At 74.3% G+C, this 20,329-nt stretch carries 17 protein-coding genes, 3 pseudogenes and 3 riboswitches; of the genes and pseudogenes, 9 read left to right on the top strand and 11 right to left on the bottom strand.

What is annotated here, in order from left to right:
- Positions 1–111: 111 nt before the first annotated feature.
- Entirely contained in the window at positions 112–798 is a 687-nt protein-coding gene (locus tag RMN98_RS12140; protein WP_309649077.1) for a (2Fe-2S) ferredoxin domain-containing protein, read from the bottom strand.
- Between the two features lie 12 nt (positions 799–810).
- Positions 811–1,026: riboswitch (cobalamin riboswitch) on the top strand.
- A gap of 54 nt (positions 1,027–1,080) precedes the next feature.
- Between RMN98_RS12140 and RMN98_RS21085 the strand changes: the two are divergent.
- The 3 genes and pseudogenes from RMN98_RS21085 to RMN98_RS12130 form a co-directional block, all read left to right on the top strand.
- Positions 1,081–1,290 (top strand): annotated as a pseudogene (locus RMN98_RS21085) (nitrite reductase); the annotation flags it as partial.
- 630 nt (positions 1,291–1,920) lie between these two features.
- Positions 1,921–2,604 (top strand): precorrin-8X methylmutase, encoded by a 684-nt coding sequence (locus tag RMN98_RS21080; RefSeq protein WP_397209476.1) that lies wholly within the window; start codon positions 1,921–1,923, stop codon positions 2,602–2,604.
- Complete coding sequence (locus RMN98_RS12130; RefSeq protein ID WP_309649075.1) at positions 2,601–4,184, top strand: precorrin-2 C(20)-methyltransferase; 1,584 nt, start codon at positions 2,601–2,603, stop codon at positions 4,182–4,184. Before RMN98_RS21080 ends, RMN98_RS12130 begins: the two co-directional genes overlap by 4 nt.
- Here the strand turns inward: RMN98_RS12130 and RMN98_RS12125 are convergent.
- Genes RMN98_RS12125 through cbiE form a run of 3 tightly spaced genes read right to left on the bottom strand, consistent with a single transcriptional unit; the run spans position 4,151 to position 7,090 of the window.
- Entirely contained in the window at positions 4,151–4,702 is a 552-nt protein-coding gene (locus tag RMN98_RS12125; protein WP_309649074.1) for a CG0192-related protein, read from the bottom strand. The genes RMN98_RS12130 and RMN98_RS12125 overlap by 34 nt on opposite strands.
- Before the next feature lie 16 nt (positions 4,703–4,718).
- Positions 4,719–5,477 (bottom strand): precorrin-4 C(11)-methyltransferase, encoded by a 759-nt coding sequence (cobM, locus tag RMN98_RS12120; protein ID WP_309649078.1) that lies wholly within the window; start codon positions 5,475–5,477, stop codon positions 4,719–4,721.
- Positions 5,474–7,090, bottom strand: a complete 1,617-nt coding sequence (gene cbiE / locus RMN98_RS12115; protein WP_309649073.1) for a precorrin-6y C5,15-methyltransferase (decarboxylating) subunit CbiE — start codon at positions 7,088–7,090, stop codon at positions 5,474–5,476. Before cbiE ends, cobM begins: the two co-directional genes overlap by 4 nt.
- 59 nt (positions 7,091–7,149) lie before the next feature.
- Positions 7,150–7,296, top strand: a riboswitch (cobalamin riboswitch).
- Positions 7,297–7,318: 22 nt separating this feature from the next.
- Here cbiE and RMN98_RS12110 point away from each other — a divergent pair.
- From RMN98_RS12110 to RMN98_RS12085, 5 genes and pseudogenes are all read left to right on the top strand, one after another.
- On the top strand, positions 7,319–9,346 hold the full coding sequence (locus RMN98_RS12110; RefSeq protein ID WP_309649072.1) for a VWA domain-containing protein: 2,028 nt from the start codon (positions 7,319–7,321) through the stop codon (positions 9,344–9,346).
- Positions 9,346–9,960, top strand: a complete 615-nt coding sequence (gene cobO / locus RMN98_RS12105) for a cob(I)yrinic acid a,c-diamide adenosyltransferase (RefSeq protein ID WP_309649071.1) — start codon at positions 9,346–9,348, stop codon at positions 9,958–9,960. Before RMN98_RS12110 ends, cobO begins: the two co-directional genes overlap by 1 nt.
- A pseudogene (locus RMN98_RS21075) lies at positions 9,957–12,334 on the top strand (cobyrinate a,c-diamide synthase). The gene cobO and the pseudogene RMN98_RS21075 overlap by 4 nt, the downstream one beginning before the upstream one ends.
- 3 nt (positions 12,335–12,337) lie before the next feature.
- Positions 12,338–12,429: riboswitch (adenosylcobalamin (AdoCbl) riboswitch) on the top strand.
- Positions 12,430–12,497: 68 nt separating this feature from the next.
- Entirely contained in the window at positions 12,498–12,698 is a 201-nt protein-coding gene (locus RMN98_RS12090; RefSeq protein WP_309649068.1) for a CbtB-domain containing protein, read from the top strand.
- Positions 12,699–12,716: 18 nt separating this feature from the next.
- The gene (locus RMN98_RS12085) at positions 12,717–13,523 is read left to right on the top strand and encodes a CbtA family protein (RefSeq protein ID WP_309649067.1); all 807 of its coding nucleotides are present in this window, start codon (positions 12,717–12,719) and stop codon (positions 13,521–13,523) included.
- A gap of 8 nt (positions 13,524–13,531) precedes the next feature.
- Here the strand turns inward: RMN98_RS12085 and cobU are convergent, their stop codons facing one another.
- On the bottom strand, positions 13,532–14,056 hold the full coding sequence (cobU, locus tag RMN98_RS12080) for a bifunctional adenosylcobinamide kinase/adenosylcobinamide-phosphate guanylyltransferase (RefSeq protein ID WP_309649066.1): 525 nt from the start codon (positions 14,054–14,056) through the stop codon (positions 13,532–13,534).
- Between the two features lie 26 nt (positions 14,057–14,082).
- Here cobU and RMN98_RS12075 point away from each other — a divergent pair, with 26 nt between their 5' ends.
- Positions 14,083–15,033, top strand: coding sequence for a cobalamin biosynthesis protein (locus tag RMN98_RS12075; RefSeq protein ID WP_309649065.1), 951 nt, complete (start codon positions 14,083–14,085; stop codon positions 15,031–15,033).
- Here the strand turns inward: RMN98_RS12075 and RMN98_RS12070 are convergent.
- The 6 genes and pseudogenes from RMN98_RS12070 to RMN98_RS12045 all read right to left on the bottom strand — a co-directional run.
- Positions 14,987–15,724 (bottom strand): cobalt-precorrin-6A reductase, encoded by a 738-nt coding sequence (locus RMN98_RS12070; RefSeq protein WP_309649064.1) that lies wholly within the window; start codon positions 15,722–15,724, stop codon positions 14,987–14,989. The two genes, RMN98_RS12075 and RMN98_RS12070, sit on opposite strands and share 47 nt — an antisense overlap.
- Entirely contained in the window at positions 15,721–17,247 is a 1,527-nt protein-coding gene (locus RMN98_RS12065; protein ID WP_309649063.1) for a cobyric acid synthase, read from the bottom strand. The genes RMN98_RS12070 and RMN98_RS12065 overlap by 4 nt, the downstream gene beginning before the upstream one ends.
- On the bottom strand, positions 17,229–17,663 hold the full coding sequence (locus tag RMN98_RS12060; protein WP_309649062.1) for a heat shock protein transcriptional repressor HspR: 435 nt from the start codon (positions 17,661–17,663) through the stop codon (positions 17,229–17,231). Before RMN98_RS12060 ends, RMN98_RS12065 begins: the two co-directional genes overlap by 19 nt.
- Positions 17,663–18,844: a molecular chaperone DnaJ gene (dnaJ, locus tag RMN98_RS12055; RefSeq protein ID WP_309649061.1), complete on the bottom strand. Its 1,182-nt coding sequence runs from the start codon at positions 18,842–18,844 to the stop codon at positions 17,663–17,665. Before dnaJ ends, RMN98_RS12060 begins: the two co-directional genes overlap by 1 nt.
- Positions 18,845–18,883: 39 nt before the next feature.
- A complete protein-coding gene (grpE, locus tag RMN98_RS12050) occupies positions 18,884–19,495 on the bottom strand; it encodes a nucleotide exchange factor GrpE (RefSeq protein WP_309649060.1) in 612 nt (203 codons plus the stop codon).
- Positions 19,492–20,329, bottom strand: a pseudogene (locus RMN98_RS12045) (Hsp70 family protein); the annotation flags it as partial. The pseudogene RMN98_RS12045 and the gene grpE, both read right to left, overlap by 4 nt.

Below are 20,329 nucleotides of genomic sequence, written 5' to 3'. Positions count from 1 at the left end.
CGCCACGGGTGAAGCTCGACGAGACCGTGGCCGGTGTCGATGCCGAGCCGGTGCCGGACCCCCAGGCGGGGCAGAACGTGGACCAGCACCGAGCCCTGCGAGACGACTGACTCAGCGCGGCAGCCGGAGATCCTCGACCGGCGACCCGCCGACGAGGTGCTCGTCGACGATGCGGCGGGCGGCGGCCGGGTCGACGGCGCCGTACCAGACGTCGTCGGGCTGGACCGTGAGGACGGGAGCCTGGTTGCAGGGCAGCTGGCAGCCGGTGTGGGTGACGAGCACGTCGTCGTCGCCGAGGTCGCGCGCCATGAGGGCGAGGACGAGGGCCTCGGCGGTGCGGTCGGAGCCGAGGGCGGTGCAGCGCGGGCCGCGGCAGACGAGGACCTGGTGGCGATGCGCGGTGACTGCCTCCCAGGCCGAGGAGGTGAGGCCGGGCTCGGCGCCGGTGAGCGCCCGGACCTCCCCGAGCGTCGCAGTCAGCGCAGCGGCGTCCAACGAGCCCAGCAGCCGTGTCGCGACGTCGACGTCGGGCCGGTGGCCGGCGCGCCGGCGACACCAGTGGGCGGCGACGCGGCGCAGCCAGGAGGCGGCGGGGGCGAAGGTGCCCAGGCTGACACCGACGAGCACGACGCGGGTGGCGCCGGCGTCGGCGAGCCGGTCGAGCTCGCGGGAGAGCGAGGGGTCGCCCAGCTGCAGGAAGGCCACGTCGGCGCCGACCTCGTCTGCCAGCGACCGAAGCCCGGCACGAGCATCGACCTCGCGCACGGACATCCCGACGAGCAGCGTGGCCTCGCCCATGGCGTCCCCCTCCGGTCTTGGTAGCCTGCCGGTGCCAGTCAACCCTGTGGCGACACAGGGCAGGGAACCCGGTGTGAATCCGGGGCTGACGCGCAGCGGTGTGGGTGACGGGCGAGGCACCTGCCGAGAGGCAGAGCCACTGGAGCAACCGGGTGACCGGTCTCCGGGAAGGCGTCTCGTCCCGCGTGATCCCGAGTCCGAAGACCTGCTGGCCCTTGCGGTGACCGCCGCCGGGTCGACGCGGGCCTCGCGATCCAGGCTCGGACCTCACGAGGACCGCCCATGGCCACCACCCGTAGCCGCACCCGCCCGGACCGCTGCCCCGGCGCCCTGCGCCCCTGGATCGCCGACGACGGTGCGCTGGTCCGCCTGCGGCTCGTCGGCGGCCACCTGCCGCGGCCGGCGCTGGAGGAGCTGCTCCGCATCGCCGAGGAGTACGGCGACGCGCGGGTGCACCTCACCTCCCGCGCCAACGTCCAGCTGCGCGGTCTCCCGCACGAGGACGGCGCCCTGCCGACGGATCTGCTCGAGCGGCTCGTCGCCACAGGGCTGCTGCCGAGCCTGACCCACGAGCTGGTCCGCAACATCGTCGTCTCACCGCTGACCGGCAGCGTGACCGGAGGAAGCACCGACCTGCGCCCCGTGGCCGCCGCCCTCGACGCGGGTCTGTGCGCGGAGCCCCTGCTCGGCAACCTCTCGGCACGCTTCCTCTTCGTGCTCGACGACGGGCGCGGCGACGTGCTCGACCGCGAGTGCGACCTCGGGCTGGTCGCGCTGGACGAGTGCACCGCCCAGCTGCGCGTCGGCCCGTCCTGGGGGCCGGTCGTCGACCTCGACGAGGCGCCCGCCGCCCTGCTCGACCTGGCTCGCGCGTTCGTCCGCGTGCGGGGTGACGGACCCGACGCACCGTGGCACCTGGCCGAGCTCGAGCTGCCCCTCGTCGCGCCCCACGACCCCGACCCCCGACTGCCCGTCGCCTCCACAGCCCCCGCCCCGGGCCCCCATCTCCAGGACGACGGACGTCAGACCCTGCACGTCCTCTGCCCCGACGCGAGCATCGGGCGCCACCTGCACCTGCCCGGCGACGGGCCGGTCGTCGTCACGCCGTGGCGCAGCGTCGTCGTGCCGGACCTCCCCCCTGAGCGGCAGACGGAGCGCCCGTCGCGCCACTACGCCTACGTCGACCGGGGGGCCGCGATCTACGCCGACTCCTTCGCGACGATCCGCGCCGAGGGCAGCTTCGACCACCTGCCGGCCGACGCGGAGAAGGTCGCGGTGCGGATGGTCCACGGCACCGGGCTGGTCGACCTGGCCCGCGACCTGGTGATCCACCGCGACCTCGTCCGTGCCGCCCGCGACGCGCTCGAGCGCGGCGCCCCGATCCTCACCGACGCGCACATGGTCGCCTCGGGCGTGACCCGTGCACGGCTGCCGCGCGACAACGACGTCGTGTGCCTGCTGCGGGACCCGGCGGTCCCGGCCCTGGCGGCGGCCTGGGAGACCACGCGATCCGCCGCCGCCCTCGGGCTCTGGGGCGATCGCCTCGGCGGCGCCGTCGTCGCGATCGGCAACGCCCCGACCGCCCTCTTCCACCTGCTCGAGATGCTCCTGGACGGAGCGCCCCCGCCGGCCGCGATCATCGGTTGCCCGGTCGGCTTCATCGGCGCCGCCGAGTCCAAGGACGCGCTGGCGAGCTTCGCCGACGAGCACGGGATCGACGTACCCTTCCTCACCGTGCGGGGGCGCCGCGGCGGTTCCGCGATGACCGCCTCGGCCCTCAACGCCCTGGCCCAGGAGCGCGAATGAGCACCGCCGCCGGCACACCAGGACACCTCTACGGCGTCGGCCTCGGCCCCGGCGACCCCGAGCTGGTGACCCTCAAGGCGGCGCGCCTGATCGCCGCCGCCGACGTCGTCGCCTTCCACGCCGGCGTCGGCAAGGAGTCCAACGCCCGCCGCATCGCCGCCGACCTGATCCCGGCGACGGCGGTCGAGGAGGAGCTGCGCTACCCCGTCACGACGGGCACGACCGACCATCCCGGTGGCTACAACGGGGCGCTGGCCGACTTCTACGAGGAGTGCGCGCAACGCCTCGGCGCGCACCTCGAGGCCGGCCGCACCGTGGTCGTGCTGGCCGAGGGCGACCCGCTGTTCTACGGCTCGTTCATGTATCTCCACGACCGCCTCGCCGACCGCTTCCCCACCGAGATCGTCCCGGGCGTCCCGGCCTTCGTCGCCGCGACCGCCACCGTGGCGGCCCCACTGGTGCGCCAGACCGACGTGCTCACCGTCCTGCCCGGCACCCTGCCCGAGCCCGAGCTCGCGCGCCGCCTGGCCGACACCGACGGCGCGATCATCATGAAGCTCGGGCGCACCTTCCGCGCCGTCCGCTCGGCGCTGGCACAGGCCGGGCGCCTCGACCACGCGATGTACGTCGAGCGCGCCTCGATGCCCGCCGAGCGCTGGCTGCCGGTGGTCGACGTCGATCCCGACACCGTCCCCTACTTCTCGCTGATCGTGGTCACCGGAGACTCCCGCAACGGCCGGCGCGCCCGGTCGGCGGTGGAGCCACAAGCGCTCCCCACCACGGCCACGGCCACCACCACCGAGCCCGCCGAGCTCCTCGTCGTCGGTCTCGGGCCGGGCCCGGACGACTGGCTGACCCCCGAGGTGACGGCCGCACTGGCGGGGGTCGACCACGTCGTCGGCTACGCGCCCTACGTCCACCGGGTGCCCCAGCGCCCCGGCCTGCAGCGTCACGCCAGCGGCAACACCGTCGAGGTCGACCGGGCCCGACTCGCGCTCGACCTGGCCCGGGCCGGCGAGCGGGTCGCCGTCGTCTCCGGGGGTGACGCGGGCGTGTTCGGCATGGCCTCGGCCGTCTTCGAGGCCGCCGAGGACCGGCTCTACGACGACGTGCGGGTGCGGGTGCTGCCCGGGCTGAGCGCGGTGCAGGCAGTGGCCGCGAGGGCCGGTGCCCCGATCGGGGCGGACTTCGCGGTGATGAGCCTCAGCGACCGGCTCAAGCCGTGGCCCGTGATCGAGCAGCGGCTGCGGGCGGTCGCGGAGGCCGACCTGGTGCTCGCGATCTACAACCCCGCGTCACGATCCCGCGTCGACCAGGTGGCGCACGCCCGCAAGCTGCTGCTCGAGCACCGCTCCCCCGACACGGTCGTGGTCGTGGGCCGCGACGTCGGCCGGGCCGAGGAGTCGTTGTCCGTCACCACGCTGGGCGACCTCGACACCGACAGCATCGACATGAAGTGCCTGCTGCTCGTCGGCGCCACGAGCACGCGGGTCAGCCGCGCCGGACGGGTATGGACTCCGCGCTACGTGGGAGAACCAGCCGTGGATCAGGTGGAGACGAGCACGACCGGCTCGTCCTGACCGTCCCAGGTGCCGGTGAGGACGGCCCCGTCGGCGGGCTGCTCGGCCTCGAGGACGTGGTGGAAGCGCAGCGGCTCGTCGACGGGGTCACCGGAGCCTGCGACGACCACGCTGGGCTCGCGGGTCTGGATCATGCCGTCGACCTCGATGATCTCGATGGCACCTGCCTGACCCTCCTCGATCGCGGCGGCGAAGGCCTCGAGCAGGACCGGGTCCTGGGTGCCGTCGTAGATCCAGCGCTCGCCGAGCGCCGAGTGCTGCATGGTGGTGACCAGCGCGTCCTCGAGCTCCTCGACCGGGGCACCGCGGTAGGTCAGCGGGACCTGGACGACCAGGCCGGTGCCGTCGGTCGCGAGCAGGGTCTCGATGCCGACCTCGTCCTCGGGGTCGTCGAAGCGGTAGCCGCCGATCATGCTCAGCGGACCCGCCAGCGGCGGGCACCAGTCCTGCTGCGGCACCCAGGCCTGGAGCAGCTCGAGCTTGGTCGGCGTGATCGTCGCGCGGTGGAGGAGTGCCATCGGGCCAGCCTAGAACTCAGGGGCGGCGCTCGGTCGAGCGGTCACGGGCCGGGTCGTAGAGGTAGGACTCGCCGCCCCCGGCCGGGTCGAGCACCCGCCCGACCAGGATCACCGCCGCCTGGCGCAGCCCCGCATCCTCGACCCGGTCGGCGATGTCGGCCAGCGTGCCGCGCAGGACCCGCTCGTCGGGCTGGCTCGCGCGGTAGACCACCACCACCGGGCAGTCCGCGCCGTAGTCGTCGACCAGGGACGCCGCCACCTCCCGCGCCCGGGCGGTCGCGAGGTGCAGCACCAGGGTCGCGCCCGTGGCGGCGAAGGCCTCCAGCGTCTCCCCGGACGGCATCGCGGTCGAGCGGGCCTGCGCGCGGGTCAGCACCACCGACTGGGTCATCAGCGGCACGGTGAGCTCGCGCCCCACCAGCGCCGCCGCGGCCGCGTAGGCCGGCACGCCGGGCGTCACGTCCCACGGCACCTGCGCCGCGTCGAGGCGGCGGGTCTGCTCGAAGAGCGCGGAGTAGAGCGACGGGTCGCCCGACGCGAGACGCACGACGTCGGCACCCGCGGCCTGCGCCTCCACCATCACGGCCGTCATCTGGTCGAGGTCGAGGTCCTGGGTGTCGACGAGCCGCGCGTCGGGGCGGCAGTGGCCGAGCACCTCGGCGTCGAGGTAGGTGCCGGGGTAGAGCACCACGTCGGCCGCGGCGAGCATCCGCGCCGCGCGCACGGTGATCAGGTCGGCGGCACCGGGGCCGGCCCCGACGAAGTGCACGGTCATGCGGTCCACGCCCACTGGGTCACGGCGCGCGCGGGCGTCCAGCCGGTGAAGGTGCCGATCGGCTCGGCGTGCTCGATCGAGATCCGGGTCAGCTCGCCGCCGAGCTCGGTGTGGAGCCGTGCCAGGAGTGCCTCGGTCTCGATCGTCACGCCGTGGACGACCAGCCGGCCTCCGGGGGCCAGGGCATCGCGACAGGCCTCGATGACGCCGGCACGCGTGGCACCACCGCCGACGAAGATCGCATCGGGTTTCTCCAGCCCTGCCAGGGACTCGGGCGCTGCCCCGGTCACCACCTCGAGCCCGGGTACGCCGAGGCGCGCGGCGTTGCGGGCCACGCGCGCCGCCCGCTCGGGGTGCTGCTCGACCGCGACCGTGCGACAGGTCGGGTGGGCCAGCGCCCACTCGATGCCCACCGAGCCGGCGCCGGCGCCGACGTCCCACAGCAGCTGGCCGGGTTGGGGCATCAGCCGCGCGAGCGCGCTGGCGCGCAGGTCGCGCTTGGTCAGCTGTCCGTCGTGCTCGTAGGCGTCGTCGGGCAGGCCGGCGGCCCAGGACCGCACGACCGGACCGTCGAGGTCGAGCGCGAGGACGTGCAGGGGCGACACCTCCTCGGGCCGCACGGCGCTCCAGGACCGGGCCAGCCCCTCGACCCGCGACTCGGAACTCGACCCGAGGTCGCCGAGTGCGGTCATGCGGGTCGCGCCGAAGCCCGCGCCGACCAGCAGCGCCGCCACGACGGACGGAGTCGTGGGGTCCGAGGAGAGCACCAGGAGACGGCTCCCGGGGGTGAGGAAACGCAACAGGGACTGGGGATCGCGGCCCACCAGGCTCACGAGCGTCACCGACTCCGACGGCCAGCCCATCCGCGCGCCGGCCAGCGCGACCGACGACAGCGCAGGGTGCAGCTCGACCGCGTCGCGACCGAGCAGGTCGAGCAACGTGGTGCCGATCCCGGAGACCAACGGGTCGCCGGAGGCGAGCGCGACGACCGAGTGGTCGGCGTACTCCTCCAGGAGGGGCAGCAAGCCCTCCCGCAACGGCGACGGCCAGGCGCGTCGCACCTGTCCTGCTCGGGGCGGGACGAGCTCGAGATGACGCGTCCCACCGAGCAGCACGTCAGCGGCTTTCACCAGCCCCTGCTGGTGATCGGCCACTCCGGACCAGCCGTCGGCACCGATGCCGACGACCGTGATGCGTCGGGTCGGGCCGTGGCCGAGAGCCGGCAGGACGTGGTCGCGGAGCAGGGGCGCGAGCGGCACGTCGACCTCGCCGCGCGCCACCGCGGCCGGGTCCAGCCAGAGCAGCTCGGCGATCTCGGCTGCGGCGCGGGGCTCCCCCGGCAGGTCGGCGGTGAAGACGCTCGACTCGACGCGCCTCCCGGGCTCGTTGGCGGCCACGGCGACCCAGTGGCCGAGCGGCTCGACGTCGCTCACCTCGAGCCCGATCTCCTCGCGCACCTCGCGGATCGCGGCGGCCGCGGCGGACTCCCCGGCCTCGAGCTTGCCGCCGGGCAGCATGAAGCGGTCGGTGCCCTGCTTGCGCACGGCCAGCACCCGGCCGGACTCGTCGCGGAAGCAGACGGCGGCCACGACGATCGGGCGGGAGACTGACACGGAGCAGGACGCTAGCGCGTGGACCCTCGTGCAGGTCCCCCGCCGTGGTCGCTAGCCTGAGCCACGACAGGCACGAGGTGCCCCGACGACCAGCCCCCACGGTGGTCCGACGGGAGAATCTGGGAAGCCGGTGAGATTCCGGCACAGGCCCGCTGCGGTGACCCCTCGGGGAAGTCCGAAGACCGGCCTCGCGCCACATATCCGTTGGCGGACGAGCGGGAGCCTCCCATGCCACAGCACTACCCCTTTTCTGCCGTCGTCTCCTCCGGCGGCCCGGACGACCCGACGGCCCTGGACCCGATGGCCCTGGCCCTGGTCCTCACCACCATCTCCCCCGGAGTCGGCGGCGTCCTCGTGCGCGGCGAGAAGGGCACGGCCAAGTCGACGATCGTGCGTGCGCTCGCCGCGGTGCTGCCGCCGATCGACGTCGTCGCCGGTGACCGGTTCTCCACCGACCCGGCCGAGCCGCACCCCCGCTCGCCCGACGGTCCCTTCGCCGCCGACGCCCCGACCGAGACCCGCCCCGTGCGCCTGGTGGAGCTGCCGGTCGGCGCGACGGAGGACCGGGTCCTGGGCTCGCTGCACCTGGAGCGGGCGCTGAGCGAGGGCAAGGCGGAGTACGAGCCCGGCCTGCTGGCCCGCGCCCACCGCGGCGTGCTCTACGTCGACGAGGTCAACCTGCTCCACGACCACCTCGTCGACCTGCTCCTCGACGCGGCCGCGATGGGCCGCTCCACCGTCGAGCGCGACGGGGTCTCCGTCGAGCACGACGCGCGCTTCGTGCTCGTCGGCACGATGAACCCCGAGGAGGGCGAGCTGCGACCGCAGCTCCTCGACCGCTTCGGGCTCACCGTCGAGGTCGCCGCCCCGCGCGACCCCGTGGTGCGGATGGCGGTCGTGCGCCGCCGGATGGCCTTCGACGCGGACCCGGTCGGCTTCGCGGCGTCGTACGCCGAGGCGGAGCGCGCCCTCACCGAACGGATCGCGACGGCGCAGCGGCTCGTCGCGCACGTCGAGCTGACCGACGCCGCGCTGCTCACGATCGCGGAGGTCTGCGCAGCCTTCGACGTCGACGGGATGCGCGCCGACATCGTCACCGCCCGCGCGGCCGTCGCCCACGCGGCCTGGCACGCCCGCACCTCGGTGACCCGCGCCGACATCCGTGCCGCAGCCCTCCTGTCCCTCCCGCACCGCCGGCGCCGCAACCCCTTCGACGCCCCCGGCCTCGACGAGGACCTCCTCGACCAGCTCCTCGGCGACGACGAGCCGGAGCCCCCCGAGCCACCCAACCCCGAGCCGACCGAGCCGGAGCGGAGCGACGGCGAGGAAGGCGAGGCCGAGCAGAGCGAGAGCGAGGCAGCCGAGCGAAGCGATGGCGAGCCGAGCCAGCCCCAGCCGACCGGGGCCCCGAGCGGCTCGGGCGGGACGGACGCGCCCGCGGCGACCGGCACGCCGTACCGCGCGAAGCTCTTCACCGTCGCCGGCACGGGAGCCGGGGAGGCCGGCAGACGGAGCCGGGCGATCACCGCGTCGGGTCGTCGCATCGGCGCGACGAAACCGGCCGGCCCAGGAGCAGCAGGGGGCAGCATCGACCTGACCTCGACGATCCTGAGCGCGGCGCCGCACCAGCACGTGCGGGGCCGCACCCAGGGCCGCCTGCGGCTGGAGCGGGACGACCTCCGGGTCGCCACCCGTGAGGGCAAGGAGGCCAACCTGGTGCTCTTCTGCGTGGACGCGTCCGGCTCGATGGCGGCCCGCCGCCGCATGGAGCAGGTGAAGACCGCGATCCTGTCGCTGCTGCTCGACGCCTACCGCCGCCGCGACAAGGTCGGGCTGGTGACCTTCCGCGCGCACGGCGCGCAGGTCGCGCTGCCGCCGACGCACTCCGTCGACATCGCGGCGACCCGGCTGGAGCAGCTGCCCTCGGGCGGGCGCACCCCGCTCGCCGAGGGCCTCCTCGAGGCCGACCGGGTGCTGCGGCTCGAGCGGGTCCGCGACCCGCGCCGCCGCCCGCTCCTGGTCGTGGTGACCGACGGCCGTGCGACGCACGGTCCCGACGCGGTCGCGCGGTCGCGGCAGGCGGCCGGCCACCTGGCGAGCCAGGGCATCGCGAGCCTGGTGGTCGACTGCGAGAGCGGCTCCTTCCGGATGGGGCTGGCCGGCGAGCTCGCCCACCACCTCCGGGCCGAGCACGTGCCGATCGCCGAGGTCAGCGCGGCCGACCTCACCGGCGCCGTCCGTGAGCGGGTGGCCTGATGCCGCAGGGTCAGCCGAGCTCCGTGCCCGACGACGGGCTCACCACGCGCGAGCGGCGCCAGCAGCCGCTGCTGATGGTCCACACCGGTGATGGCAAGGGGAAGTCCACCGCCGCCTTCGGCCTCGCGATCCGAGCGTGGAACCAGGGCTGGGACGTCGGGGTCTTCCAGTTCGTCAAGTCCGCCAAGTGGCGCATCGGCGAGCAGACGGTGCTCGAGCGCCTCGGCGAGCTGCACCGCCAGACCGGCGAGGGCGGTCCGGTCGAGTGGCACAAGATGGGCGCCGGCTGGTCGTGGTCGCGCAAGGACGGCTCCGAGGCCGACCACGCCACCGAGGCCGCCGAGGGCTGGGCGGAGGTCAAGCGGCGCATCGCCGAGGAGCGGCACGACCTCTACGTGCTCGACGAGTTCACCTACCCGATGCAGTGGGGCTGGGTCGACGTCGAGGACGTGGTGGAGACCCTGTCGCAGCGCCCGGGTCGGCAGTACGTCGTGGTCACCGGCCGCCGCGCCGACGCCCGGCTCGTCGAGGCCGCCGACCTGGTCACCGAGATGACCAAGGTCAAGCACCAGATGGACCGCGGCCAGAAGGGCCAGCGGGGGATCGAGTGGTGACCCTCCCCCGGCTGGTCGTCGCCGCTCCCGCGTCCGGCCACGGCAAGACCACCGTCGCCACGGGGCTCATGGCCGCGCTGCGCCAGGCCGGGCACGTCGTCAGCGGCCACAAGGTCGGCCCCGACTACATCGACCCGGGCTACCACGCGCTCGCCACGGGGCGTCCCGGCCGCAACCTCGACCCGTTCATGGTCGGCGAGGAGCGACTGGTCCCGCTGCTCCTGCACGGCGCCCGCGGCGCCGACGTCGCCGTCGTCGAGGGCGTCATGGGCCTGTACGACGGGCAGATCGGCGGTCAGGGATTCTCGTCCACCGCGCACGTCGCGGCGGTCACCCGCACGCCGGTTGTGCTGGTCGTCGACGTGTCCCACGCGTCGCGCTCGATCGGCGCGGTCGTGCACGGCATGGCGACCTACGAGCGTGACGTCGACATCGTCGGCGTCGTCCTCAACAAGGTCGGCACCCCCCGGCACGCCACCGAGGTGCGCTCCGCGATCGCTCCCACCGGCATCCCGGTCCTGGGCGAGCTGCACCGCGACGACGGCATCAGTGCCCCGTCCCGCCACCTGGGGCTGGTGCCCGCGGAGGAGCGCGACGAGGCCGCCCACGCGCTCGACCTGCTCACCCGGCGCATCGCCGAGCGGGTCGACCTCGACCGGGTCCTCGAGCTGGCCCGCGCCGCGCCCGACCTCGACGAGGCGCCGTGGGACGCGACGCGCGAGGTCGCCGCGCCGACCACTCCCGCAGGGACGGCACGACCGGTCGTCGCGATGGCCGGCGGCCGCGCCTTCACGTTCCGCTACACCGAGACCGAGGAGCTGCTGCGCGCGGCGGGATGCGACGTCGTCACCTTTGACCCGCTCACCGACCCGGCGCTGCCCGCGGGCACGGCCGGGATCTACCTCGGCGGAGGTTTCCCCGAGGTCCATGCCACGGATCTCAGCGCCAACGTCGCGCTGCTCGGAGCCCTGAAGCAGGCCGTCGCCGACGGGGTCCCGACGGTCGCCGAGTGCGCCGGCCTGCTCTACCTGTGCCGGACCGTCGACGACGCGGCGATGATCGGCGCGCTGCCGGCCGATGCTGCGATGACGCCGAAGCTCACGCTGAGCTATCGCCGGGCCACCAGCCCGAGCGACACGCTGCTGGCGCGGGCCGGCGAGACCGTCACCGGCCACGAGTTCCACCGCACGCAGGTGAGCCCGACGGCAGGGCACGACGCGGCCGCCTGGGTGATCGACGACCTGCCCGTCGGCTTCGCGTCCTCCCGCCACCACGCGTCGTACCTCCACACGCACTGGGCGGGTCACCCCCACCTGGCCCAGCGCTTCGCCGACGCGGTCCACGCCCAGCCGTGAACGAGCCGCTCCACGACCCCCTGCGGCACCACGGCGACGTCGAGGCCACAGCGGGCCTGGTCGACCTCGCCGTCAACGTCTACGACGAGCCCCGACCGACGTGGTTGGAGGATGCGCTGCGGGCGAGCCTCGACGAGGTCGCGCGCTACCCCGACGTGAGCAGAGCCCAGCAGGCACTGGCGATCCGGCACGGCCGCGACCCCGACGAGGTCCTGCCGACGGCCGGTGCGGCCGAGGCGTTCGGCCTGCTGGCACGGCTGCGGCCGTGGCGCCACCCGGTGGTCGTGCACCCGCAGTTCACCGAGCCCGACGTCGCCCTGACCCAGGCCGGTCACCCGCCCGCCCACGTCCTCCTGCGAGCCGAGGACGACTTCGCGCTCGACCCGCGTCAGGTCTCCGAGGACGCCGACCTGGTGGTCGTCGGCAACCCCACCAACCCGACCGGGGTGCTGCACCCGGCGGCCACGATCCGCGCCCTGACCAGGCCCGGCCGGCTGGTCGTGGTCGACGAGGCGTTCATCGACTTCGTGCCCGACGAGCAGGGGTCGCTCGCTGCCGGCGACAGCGCGGATCCCCAGCCAGGGTTGGTGATCGTGCGCAGCCTGACCAAGCTGTGGTCGATCCCGGGCGTGCGCGCGGGCTACCTGCTGGCAGCCCCCGACGTCGTACGCGACCTGCGTGCCGGGCAGTCCCCGTGGTCGGTCTCGACGACGGCAGCAGCGGCGATGCGGGCGACCGCGACGGACCAGGCACGCCAGGAGCAGGAGCGTCGGGCGGCCCGCACGACAGCGGCGCGCACCGTGCTCGTCGACGGCCTCACCGCGCTGGGGATCCCCTTCGTCACGAGCCGCGCACCGTTCGTCCTGGTCCACGTCGGCGACGGCGTCCACGCCCGGCTGAGGACGGCCGGATGGGCCGTCAGGCGGGCCGACACCTTCCCCGGGCTGGGGCCGGAGTGGGTGCGGATCTCGGTCCGTGCACCAGCGGTGACACAACGGCTGCTCGATGCCCTAGGGTGAGCGCACGGGCACGAGGAAGCCGGTGGGAATCCGGCACAGTCGCGCTACTGTGACACCCCCTCCCGAGGGGGTGGAGTCAGACCCGAGTGCCCGTGAATCCCCAACTATCCAGGGACGCACGCATCCCTCAGGAGGACTCATGTCGCACGCCACCCTTGCCCCGATGGCAGGCCCCCTCTCGGTCGAGATCCCCTCGATCCCCGTTGCCCAGCTCGCGCCCTGGCTCTTCTTCGCCGGCCTGCTCGGCGTCCTGGCCATCGTCTTCGTCGGCGCCGAGCAGGGCGCCTTCTCGGTCTTCTCCGGCACCATGCTGCACGAGTTCGTGCACGACGGTCGCCACCTCCTCGGCTACCCCTGTCACTGACAACGGCAGCCGACTGACATGGCGCGGTCCGAGACCCTGACCGCCCGCACCTTCCTCCTCCACGGCCTGCTGGCCGGCCTCGTGGCCGGCCTGCTCGGCTTCGCCGTCGCGTCCGCGGTCGGCGAGCCCCCTCTGGCGAGCGCGATCGCCCTCGAGGGTGGCCACGAGGAGTCCGGTGACGGGCACACCGATGGGCACACGCACAGCCACGGCGACGAGCCGGCCGAGGAGCCAGCCGTCGTCTCCCGCGACACCCAGAGCACCTGGGGCCTGCTGACCGGGACCACGGCCATCGGCCTGGCGCTCGGCGGCCTGGTCGCCCTGGGCGCGGCCGGCGCCATGGGGCGACTCGGGCGGCTACGACCCGGCCAGTCCACCGCCCTCGTGGCGGCGGTCGGCTTCGTGGCCGTGGCGTTGGTGCCATTCCTGAAGTACCCCGCGCTCCCGCCCGGTGTCGGCAGTGGCGACACCATCAGCGAGCGCACGGCGTCCTACTTCACCTTCCTGCTGGTCTCCGTCGTCGCTGCGGTCCTCGCAGTCGCGCTGGCGTCCCGGCTGGCACCCGCCCGTGGGTTGTACGTCGCCACGCTGACCGGGTCCGGCGGCTACCTGGTCGTGGTGGTCCTGGCCGCAGCGGTCCTGCCGGCGGCCCAGCAGCTCGGAGACTTCCCGGCCGACACGCTGTGGTCCTTCCGCCTCGGGTCACTGGCTACCCTCGCCACGGTCTGGGTGGTGATCGGGGTGGTCCTCAGCGGGCTGGTCGGACGCACGTGGGCCCGGAGCCAGGAGCGCGAGGCACGTCGCGAGCTGGCGGCGTCGCTCTGAGGCGGGTCCTACAGGCGCAGCGCGCGGCCTGCGACGACCAGCACCACGTCGTCGCACGCCGTCGCGACGCGTTGGTTGACGACCCCGAGCAGGTCGCGGAAGACGCGGCCCGAGCGGTGGTCGGGCACGATGCCGAGGCCCACCTCGTTGGTGACCAGCACGACCGGTCCGACGGCCTCGCCCAGCGCGGCGACGACGGCATCGGTCGCGTCCGTCACGGCGGCCTCGAGCACCTCGCGCCCGGCCTCCCAGCCGGCGTCGTCGAGGATGGCCGTCAGCCAGGTGCCGAGGCAGTCGACGAGGACCGGGCCGTCGGACTCGCGGATGGCCGCGGCGACGTCGGTCGTCTCGACGGTGCTCCAGGTCTCCGGTCGCCGCGACCGGTGCGCGGCGACGCGGGCCGCCCAGTCGGGGTCGGCCTCCTTGTCGGGCACGGGCCCAGGGGCGACGTAACGCACGGGCTCCTCGCCGAGCAGCCGCTCGGCGTACGTGGACTTGCCGGAGCGGACCCCGCCCGTGACCAGGACCTTCATCGCGCGTCACCCTATCGGGGCCTCCTGTGAGCTCGCGGGCGGCCGGCCTGCTGCTCGGCCTGGCCGCCGACCGGGCGCTCGGCGACCCCGTGCGATGGCACCCGGTCGCCGGTTTCGGCCGCCTCGCGGGCGCCCTCGAGCAGGTGACGTACGACGACGCGCGCGGCGCGGGCGTGCGGCACACGGCCCTGCTCGTCGGTGGCACGGTCGCCCTCGGTGTCGCCGCGGAGCGGGCCACCCGCGACCGGCCGCTCCTGCACACCCTGGTCACCGCCGCCGCGACGTGGACCGTGCTGGGCGGCACCTCGCTGGGCCGCGAGGCCACGGCCGTGCACGACCTCCTCGCCTCGGGCGACCTGCCCGGAGCGCGGCAGCGGCTCACCCACCTGGTCGGTCGCGACACCTCGGCGCTCGACCCCGCGGGGGTCGCCCGGGCGGTCGTCGAGTCGGTCGCGGAGAACACCTCCGACGCGGTCGTCGCGCCGCTCGTGCTCGGTGCCGTCGCGGGTCTCCCGGGGCTGCTCGGCTACCGCGCCGCCAACACCCTCGACGCGATGGTCGGCCACCGCACCCCGCGTCTCGAGCGCTTCGGCTGGGCCTCGGCCCGGCTCGACGACGCGCTCAACCTGCCGGGGGCACGACTCGCGGGCGCCTTGACGGTGCTGCTCGGGGAGGACCGACGTGGCGGCGTACGTGCCTGGCGGCGGGACGCCGCTGCCCACCCCAGCCCCAACGCGGGCGTGGTCGAGGCGGCCTTCGCGGGATCGCTCGGCCTGCGCCTGGGCGGGCTGACCACCTACGCGTCGGGGGCCGAGCAGCGGCCGGCCCTCGGCGACGGTCGGGACCCGGGCCCGGGCGACATCGTGCGCGCGACCCGGCTCGCGACCCGCGTGCAGGTCGGCGCCGGTGTGGTGAGTGCGGGGCTCGCCCTCAGCGGCGGCCGGCGACCCAGGCGGCCGCCGCAGCCGCGTCGCTGACGACCTCGACGCCGGCGGGCGCGGGGCGCCGCACGACGACGACCGGCACCCCGAGCGCCGACGCGGCGTCGAGCTTGGGCCGCGTCAGGTCGCCGCCCGAGTCCTTGGTGACGAGCACGTCGGTGCCGTGCTCGCGCATCAGCGCGAGCTCGCCGTCGAGCACGTAGGGCCCGCGGTCCAGCAGCACCCGCCACGCGGCAGGCAGGTCCACCTCGGGCGGGTCGACGACGCGCACCAGCGCGTGGCATCCGGCCAAGGGCCCGACGAAGCGGCCCAGTGACTGACGACCGACGGTCAGGAACGGCCGGTCGCCCAGGGACGCCGCCACGCTCGCGGCCGAGTCGTGGCCGTCGACCCAGTGCCACGCGTCGGCGCCCGGGAGCGTCGACCAGCCGGGACGCTCGAGCCGCAGCAGCGGCACGCCCTCGGCGGCACACGCCTGTGCGGCGTGGTCGGTGATGCCGGCGGCGAAGGGGTGGGTGGCGTCGACCACGACGTCGTAGGCCGCCTCCCGCAGGTGGGCGCGCAGTCCCTCGACGCCGCCGAACCCGCCCAGCCGCGTCTCCCCCACGGGCAGCCGCGGCCGCGCGACCCGACCGGCGAGCGACGACAGCACCGCGATGTCGGCCTCGACCAGCAGCCGGGCGAGCTCGCGGGCCTCGCCGGTGCCGCCGAGCAGCAGGACGCTCATCGGTCGCGCCCGGGCGCGAGGAGGGGAAGCCCGGTCGGGGCGCCGTGGGCGACCAGGTCCAGCAGGGCGTCGACGTCGAGGTGCTCCTCGACGAGGTCGGCGAGCAGGTCGAAGCGGGCCTCGCGGCGCTCGGCGAAGACCACTCCCGCCGGCTCGTAGGACGATCCCGCGGCCTGCGCGGCCACCCCCAGGAAGGCCTCGCGCAGGGCGTCGGCCTCGAGGCTGCCGTGCCACATGGTGCCGAAGACCGCGCCCGCCCGGGCCCCGCCGAGGAACTCCTCGGCGTCGGCCCCGCGGGTGATGCGGCCGTGGTGGATCTCGTAGCCGTGGGCCTCGGCCCCCAGCGCCCGCCCGGTCGGCAGGCGAAGCACCTTGTCGGCGCCGAAGGTGGTCTCGACGTCGAGCAGGCCGAGCCCGTCGACCACCGCACCGGTCTCTCCCTCGACGCCCTCGGGGTCGCTGACACGGCGACCGAGCATCTGGAAGCCGCCGCAGATGCCCAGCACCGGGGTGCCCGCGGCCGCGTGGGCGAGGACGGCCCGGTCGAGCCCGCGGCTGCGCAGCCAGGCGAGGTCCTCGATCGTGGCGCGAGTGCCGGGCAGCACGACCAGGTCGGCGTCGGCCAGCCCGCGCGGGTCGGAGACGAAGACGACGTCGAGGTCGGGCTCGAGCCCGAGCGCGTCGACGTCGGTGAAGTTGCTGATGCGCGGCAACCGCACGACCGCGACCTTCAGCCGGGCCGCATCGTCGGAGGCCCGCCGGCCCTCGAGGTCGAGCGCGTCCTCGGAGTCCAGCCACACGTCGGGCCGCCACGGCAGCACCCCGTAGACCGGGCGGCCGGTGAGCCGGGTCAGCTCCTCGGTGCCGGGGGCGAGCAGGGAGACGTCCCCGCGGAACTTGTTGACCACGAAGCCCGCCACCAGCGCCTGGTCGGCCGGCTCGAGCAGCCCGACCGTGCCGTACATCGCGGCGAACACCCCGCCCCGGTCGATGTCGCCGACGACCACGACCGGCATCGAGGCGTGCCGGGCGAGGCCCATGTTGACGTAGTCGCCGGCGCGCAGGTTGATCTCCGTCGGGGAGCCGGCACCCTCGGCGACCACCACGTCGAAGCGGCTGGCCAGGTCGTCGTACGCCGTGTGCGCGGCGTCGCGCAGGTGGGTGCGGCCACCGACGAAGTCGGTCGACGACAGGCTGCCGGCCGGTCGGCCCATCACGACGACGTGGCTGCGCCGCTCGCCACCGGGCTTGAGCAGGACCGGGTTCATCGCCGGCTCCGGGACGGCGCGGGCCGCCAGGGCCTGGGTCCACTGGGCGCGGCCGATCTCGGCGCCCGCACCGTCAGGGCCCGAGCAGACCATCGAGTTGTTGGACATGTTCTGCGCCTTGTAGGGCGCGACGCGCAGCCCTCGGCGCGCGAACGCACGGCACAGCCCGGTCGTCAGCACGCTCTTGCCGGCGTCGGAGGTGGTGCCGGCGACGAGGAGCGAGCCACGGACCGCGCTCAGCGGCCGCGCCGCCACACCACGACCGACTGGTCGGGGTCGGAGGGGCGCAGCACGGGGAGCCGGTTGGGCGGCCCGGCCGCGCGGCGCACCATCACGGCCTGCCGCAGCGCCTCGCGGGTGGCCTCGAGCTCGACGAGCAGCTCCTCGTTGCGGCGGGCGAGGGCGGCCGCGCGGTTCTCGAGGTCGAGGATGCGTCGCACCCCCTCGATGCCGATGCCCGAGGAGGTGAGGTCGGCGATCTCGCGCAGCCGGTCGATGTCACGCGGGGAGTAGCGACGACCACCACCGCCGGTGCGGCCGGGCGTGATCAGCCCGAGCCGCTCGTAGGTGCGCAGCGTCTGCGGGTGCAGCCCCGTCAGCTCCGCGGCGACGCTGATCACGAAGACAGCAGCGTCGGGTCCGGGAGCGGCGAAGGGGTCGCGCGCGGGCATCACGCACCGGCCTCGAAGAGGTTGGCGCGAAGGGGCTTGCCGGCCATGGCCTCACGATAGGACTCGATCGCGGCGCGCGCGGGCTCATCGAGCACGGCGGGCACCTGGACCTCGACCGTGGCGAGCAGGTCGCCGTGCGACCCGTCGGCCTTGACGGCACCCTTGCCGCGCACCCGGAAGGTGCGCCCGTTGGGGGTGCCCGCGGGGATCTTGAGGGTCACGGGCGTTCCCGCCAGCGTCGGGACCTTGATGTCGGCCCCGAGTGCGGCCTCGTCGAAGGAGACCGGCACGGTCAGCGTGAGGTTGTCGAGCTTGCGTCCGAAGAGCCGGTGGGCGCCGACCTTGACGACCACGAAGAGGTCGCCGGTCGGGCCGCCGTTCTCTCCGGCCGCGCCCTTGCCCCGCACCCGGATCCGCTGGCCGTCCTTGACACCCGCGGGGATGCGGGCCTGGATCGTGCGCGCCGACATGCCGCGACCGTTGCCGCGGCAGGTCGGGCACTTCTCGTCGTAGACGAGCTGGCGCCCACCGCAGCCGGGGCAGGTCTCGTTCATCGAGAACGCACCGCCGACCGAGGCCGTGACATAGCCGGCGCCGTCGCACTCCGGGCAGACCCGCGGGCGGGTGCCGGCCTTGCCGCCGGTGCCGGAGCAGTCGGGGCAGGGTGCGTCGGAGGTCAGCCGCAGCGAGATCGTGACGCCGTCGATGGCATCGGTGAAGCTGATCGTCGCCGTGGTCTCGACGTCGGCGCCCTTGGCGGGACGGCGGACCTGCTGGCCGCGCCGGCCCCCGCCGAAGAGGTCGCCGAACATGTCGCCGAAGCCGGCACCGCCACCACCGCCGGCCCCTCCGGCCCGGTCGCGGAGGAGGTCCTCGACGTTGAAGCCGCCTCCGCCGCCGCCGGCGAACCCACCGCGGGCGGCGCCGGAGCCGTAGAGCGAGCGCATCTCGTCGTACTTGGGACGCTTGTCGGCGTCGCCCACGACGTCGTAGGCCTCGGCGACCGCCTTGAACTTCTCGTGCTTGGCGGTGTCGCCGGGGTTGGAGTCGGGGTGGTGGGCGCGCGCGAGCTTGCGGTAGGCCTTCTTGATCTCCTCGCTCGACGCGTCCTTCTTGACGCCGAGCACGGCGTAGAAGTCCTTCTGCGCCCAGTCGGCCCGGAAGCCGTCCTTGTCGCTCATCGCGCACCTCCCTCCCTCGTCATGTGGGTGCTGCTGCTCCTACTGGTCGGCCGGGTCGACGACCAGGACCTGCGCGGCGCGCACGACCCGGTCACCGATCTTGTAGCCGGACTTGGCGATGACCTTGCACGTCGTCACCGTGACCTCCGGGTCCTGCCCGATGTGGGACAGGGCCTCGTGGACGTTGGGGTCGAACGCGTCACCGGCCGTGCCGAACTTGATGAGCCCGAGGGACGCCACGGTGCGCTCGAGCTGCTCGGCGACGGCCTTGAAGCCGTCGTCGAGAGGCCCGTGCTCCTTGGCGCGGTCGATGTTGTCCAGGACCTCGGTGATCGGCGCGAGCGCGGCATAGGTCGCGTTCTCGCGGATCAGGTCCCGGTCACGGTCGACCCGGCGCTTGTAGTTGAGGAACTCGGCCTGCAGACGCTGCAGGTCGGCGGTCCTCTCCTGGAGCGCCCCCTCGATCGCCGCGACGTCGGCGGGCTCCAGCGGGGCGCCCTCCTCGATGAAGTCCGAGACGCGCAGCTCCTCCTCGGTCTCGGCCACCGACTGGTCCGCCGCCGACTGGTCCGGCAGGGGCACCTCGACCTCGGTCTCGTGGGGCATCTCGGCCGCAGCGTCGCCGAACGTGCCGTCCCCTGCTGAGGTCACTTGGTGTCCTCGGCGGGACCGTCCGTGGCCTCCTCGTCGACGATCTCGGCGTCGACGACGTCGTCGTCGGCCTCGCCCGTTGCGCCGGTGGCACCACCCGCAGCGGCCTGGTCGGCCTCCGCGGCGGCGTACATCGCGGCACCCATCTTCTGGCTGGACTCACCGAGCTTGCTGATGCCGGCGGTGAGGGACTCCGAGCTGGCCTCGGCGTCCTCGAGGGTCTCCTTGAGGGCGTCGAGGTCGGCCTGCACCTCGGTCTTGACGTCCTCGGGGATCTTGTCGCCGTTGTCGGCCAGGAACTTCTCGGTCGTGTAGACGAGCTGGTCGGCCTGGTTGCGGACCTCGATGGTCTCGCGACGCTTGGCGTCCTCCTCGGCGTACTGCTCGGCCTCCTTGACCATCCGGTCGATGTCGTCCTTGGACAGCGCGGAGCCGCCGGAGATCGTCATCGACTGCTCGCGGCCGGACGCCTGGTCCTTGGCGGAGACGTGGACGATGCCGTTGGCGTCGATGTCGAAGGTGACCTCGATCTTCGGGATGCCGCGCGGGGCCGGGGGGGAGGCCGGTCAGCTCGAAGTTGCCGAGGGGCTGGTTCTGCGCCCACATCTGGCGCTCCCCCTGGGCCACCTTGATCTCCACCGACGGCTGGTTGTCGTCGGCGGTGGTGAAGATCTCCGAGCGCTTGGTCGGAATCGTGGTGTTGCGCTCGATCAGGTTCGTCATCACGCCGCCCTTGGTCTCGATGCCGAGGGAGAGCGGGGTCACGTCGAGGAGCAATACGTCCTTCTGCTCACCGGTGAGCACCGCACCCTGGATCGCCGCCCCAATGCCGAC

The organism is Nocardioides sp. (assembly GCF_031397825.1).
Taxonomy (GTDB): Bacteria; Actinomycetota; Actinomycetes; order Propionibacteriales; family Nocardioidaceae; genus Nocardioides.
Note: the sequence above shows the minus strand (reverse complement) of the source record. Positions and strands in the feature narration are given on the sequence as shown.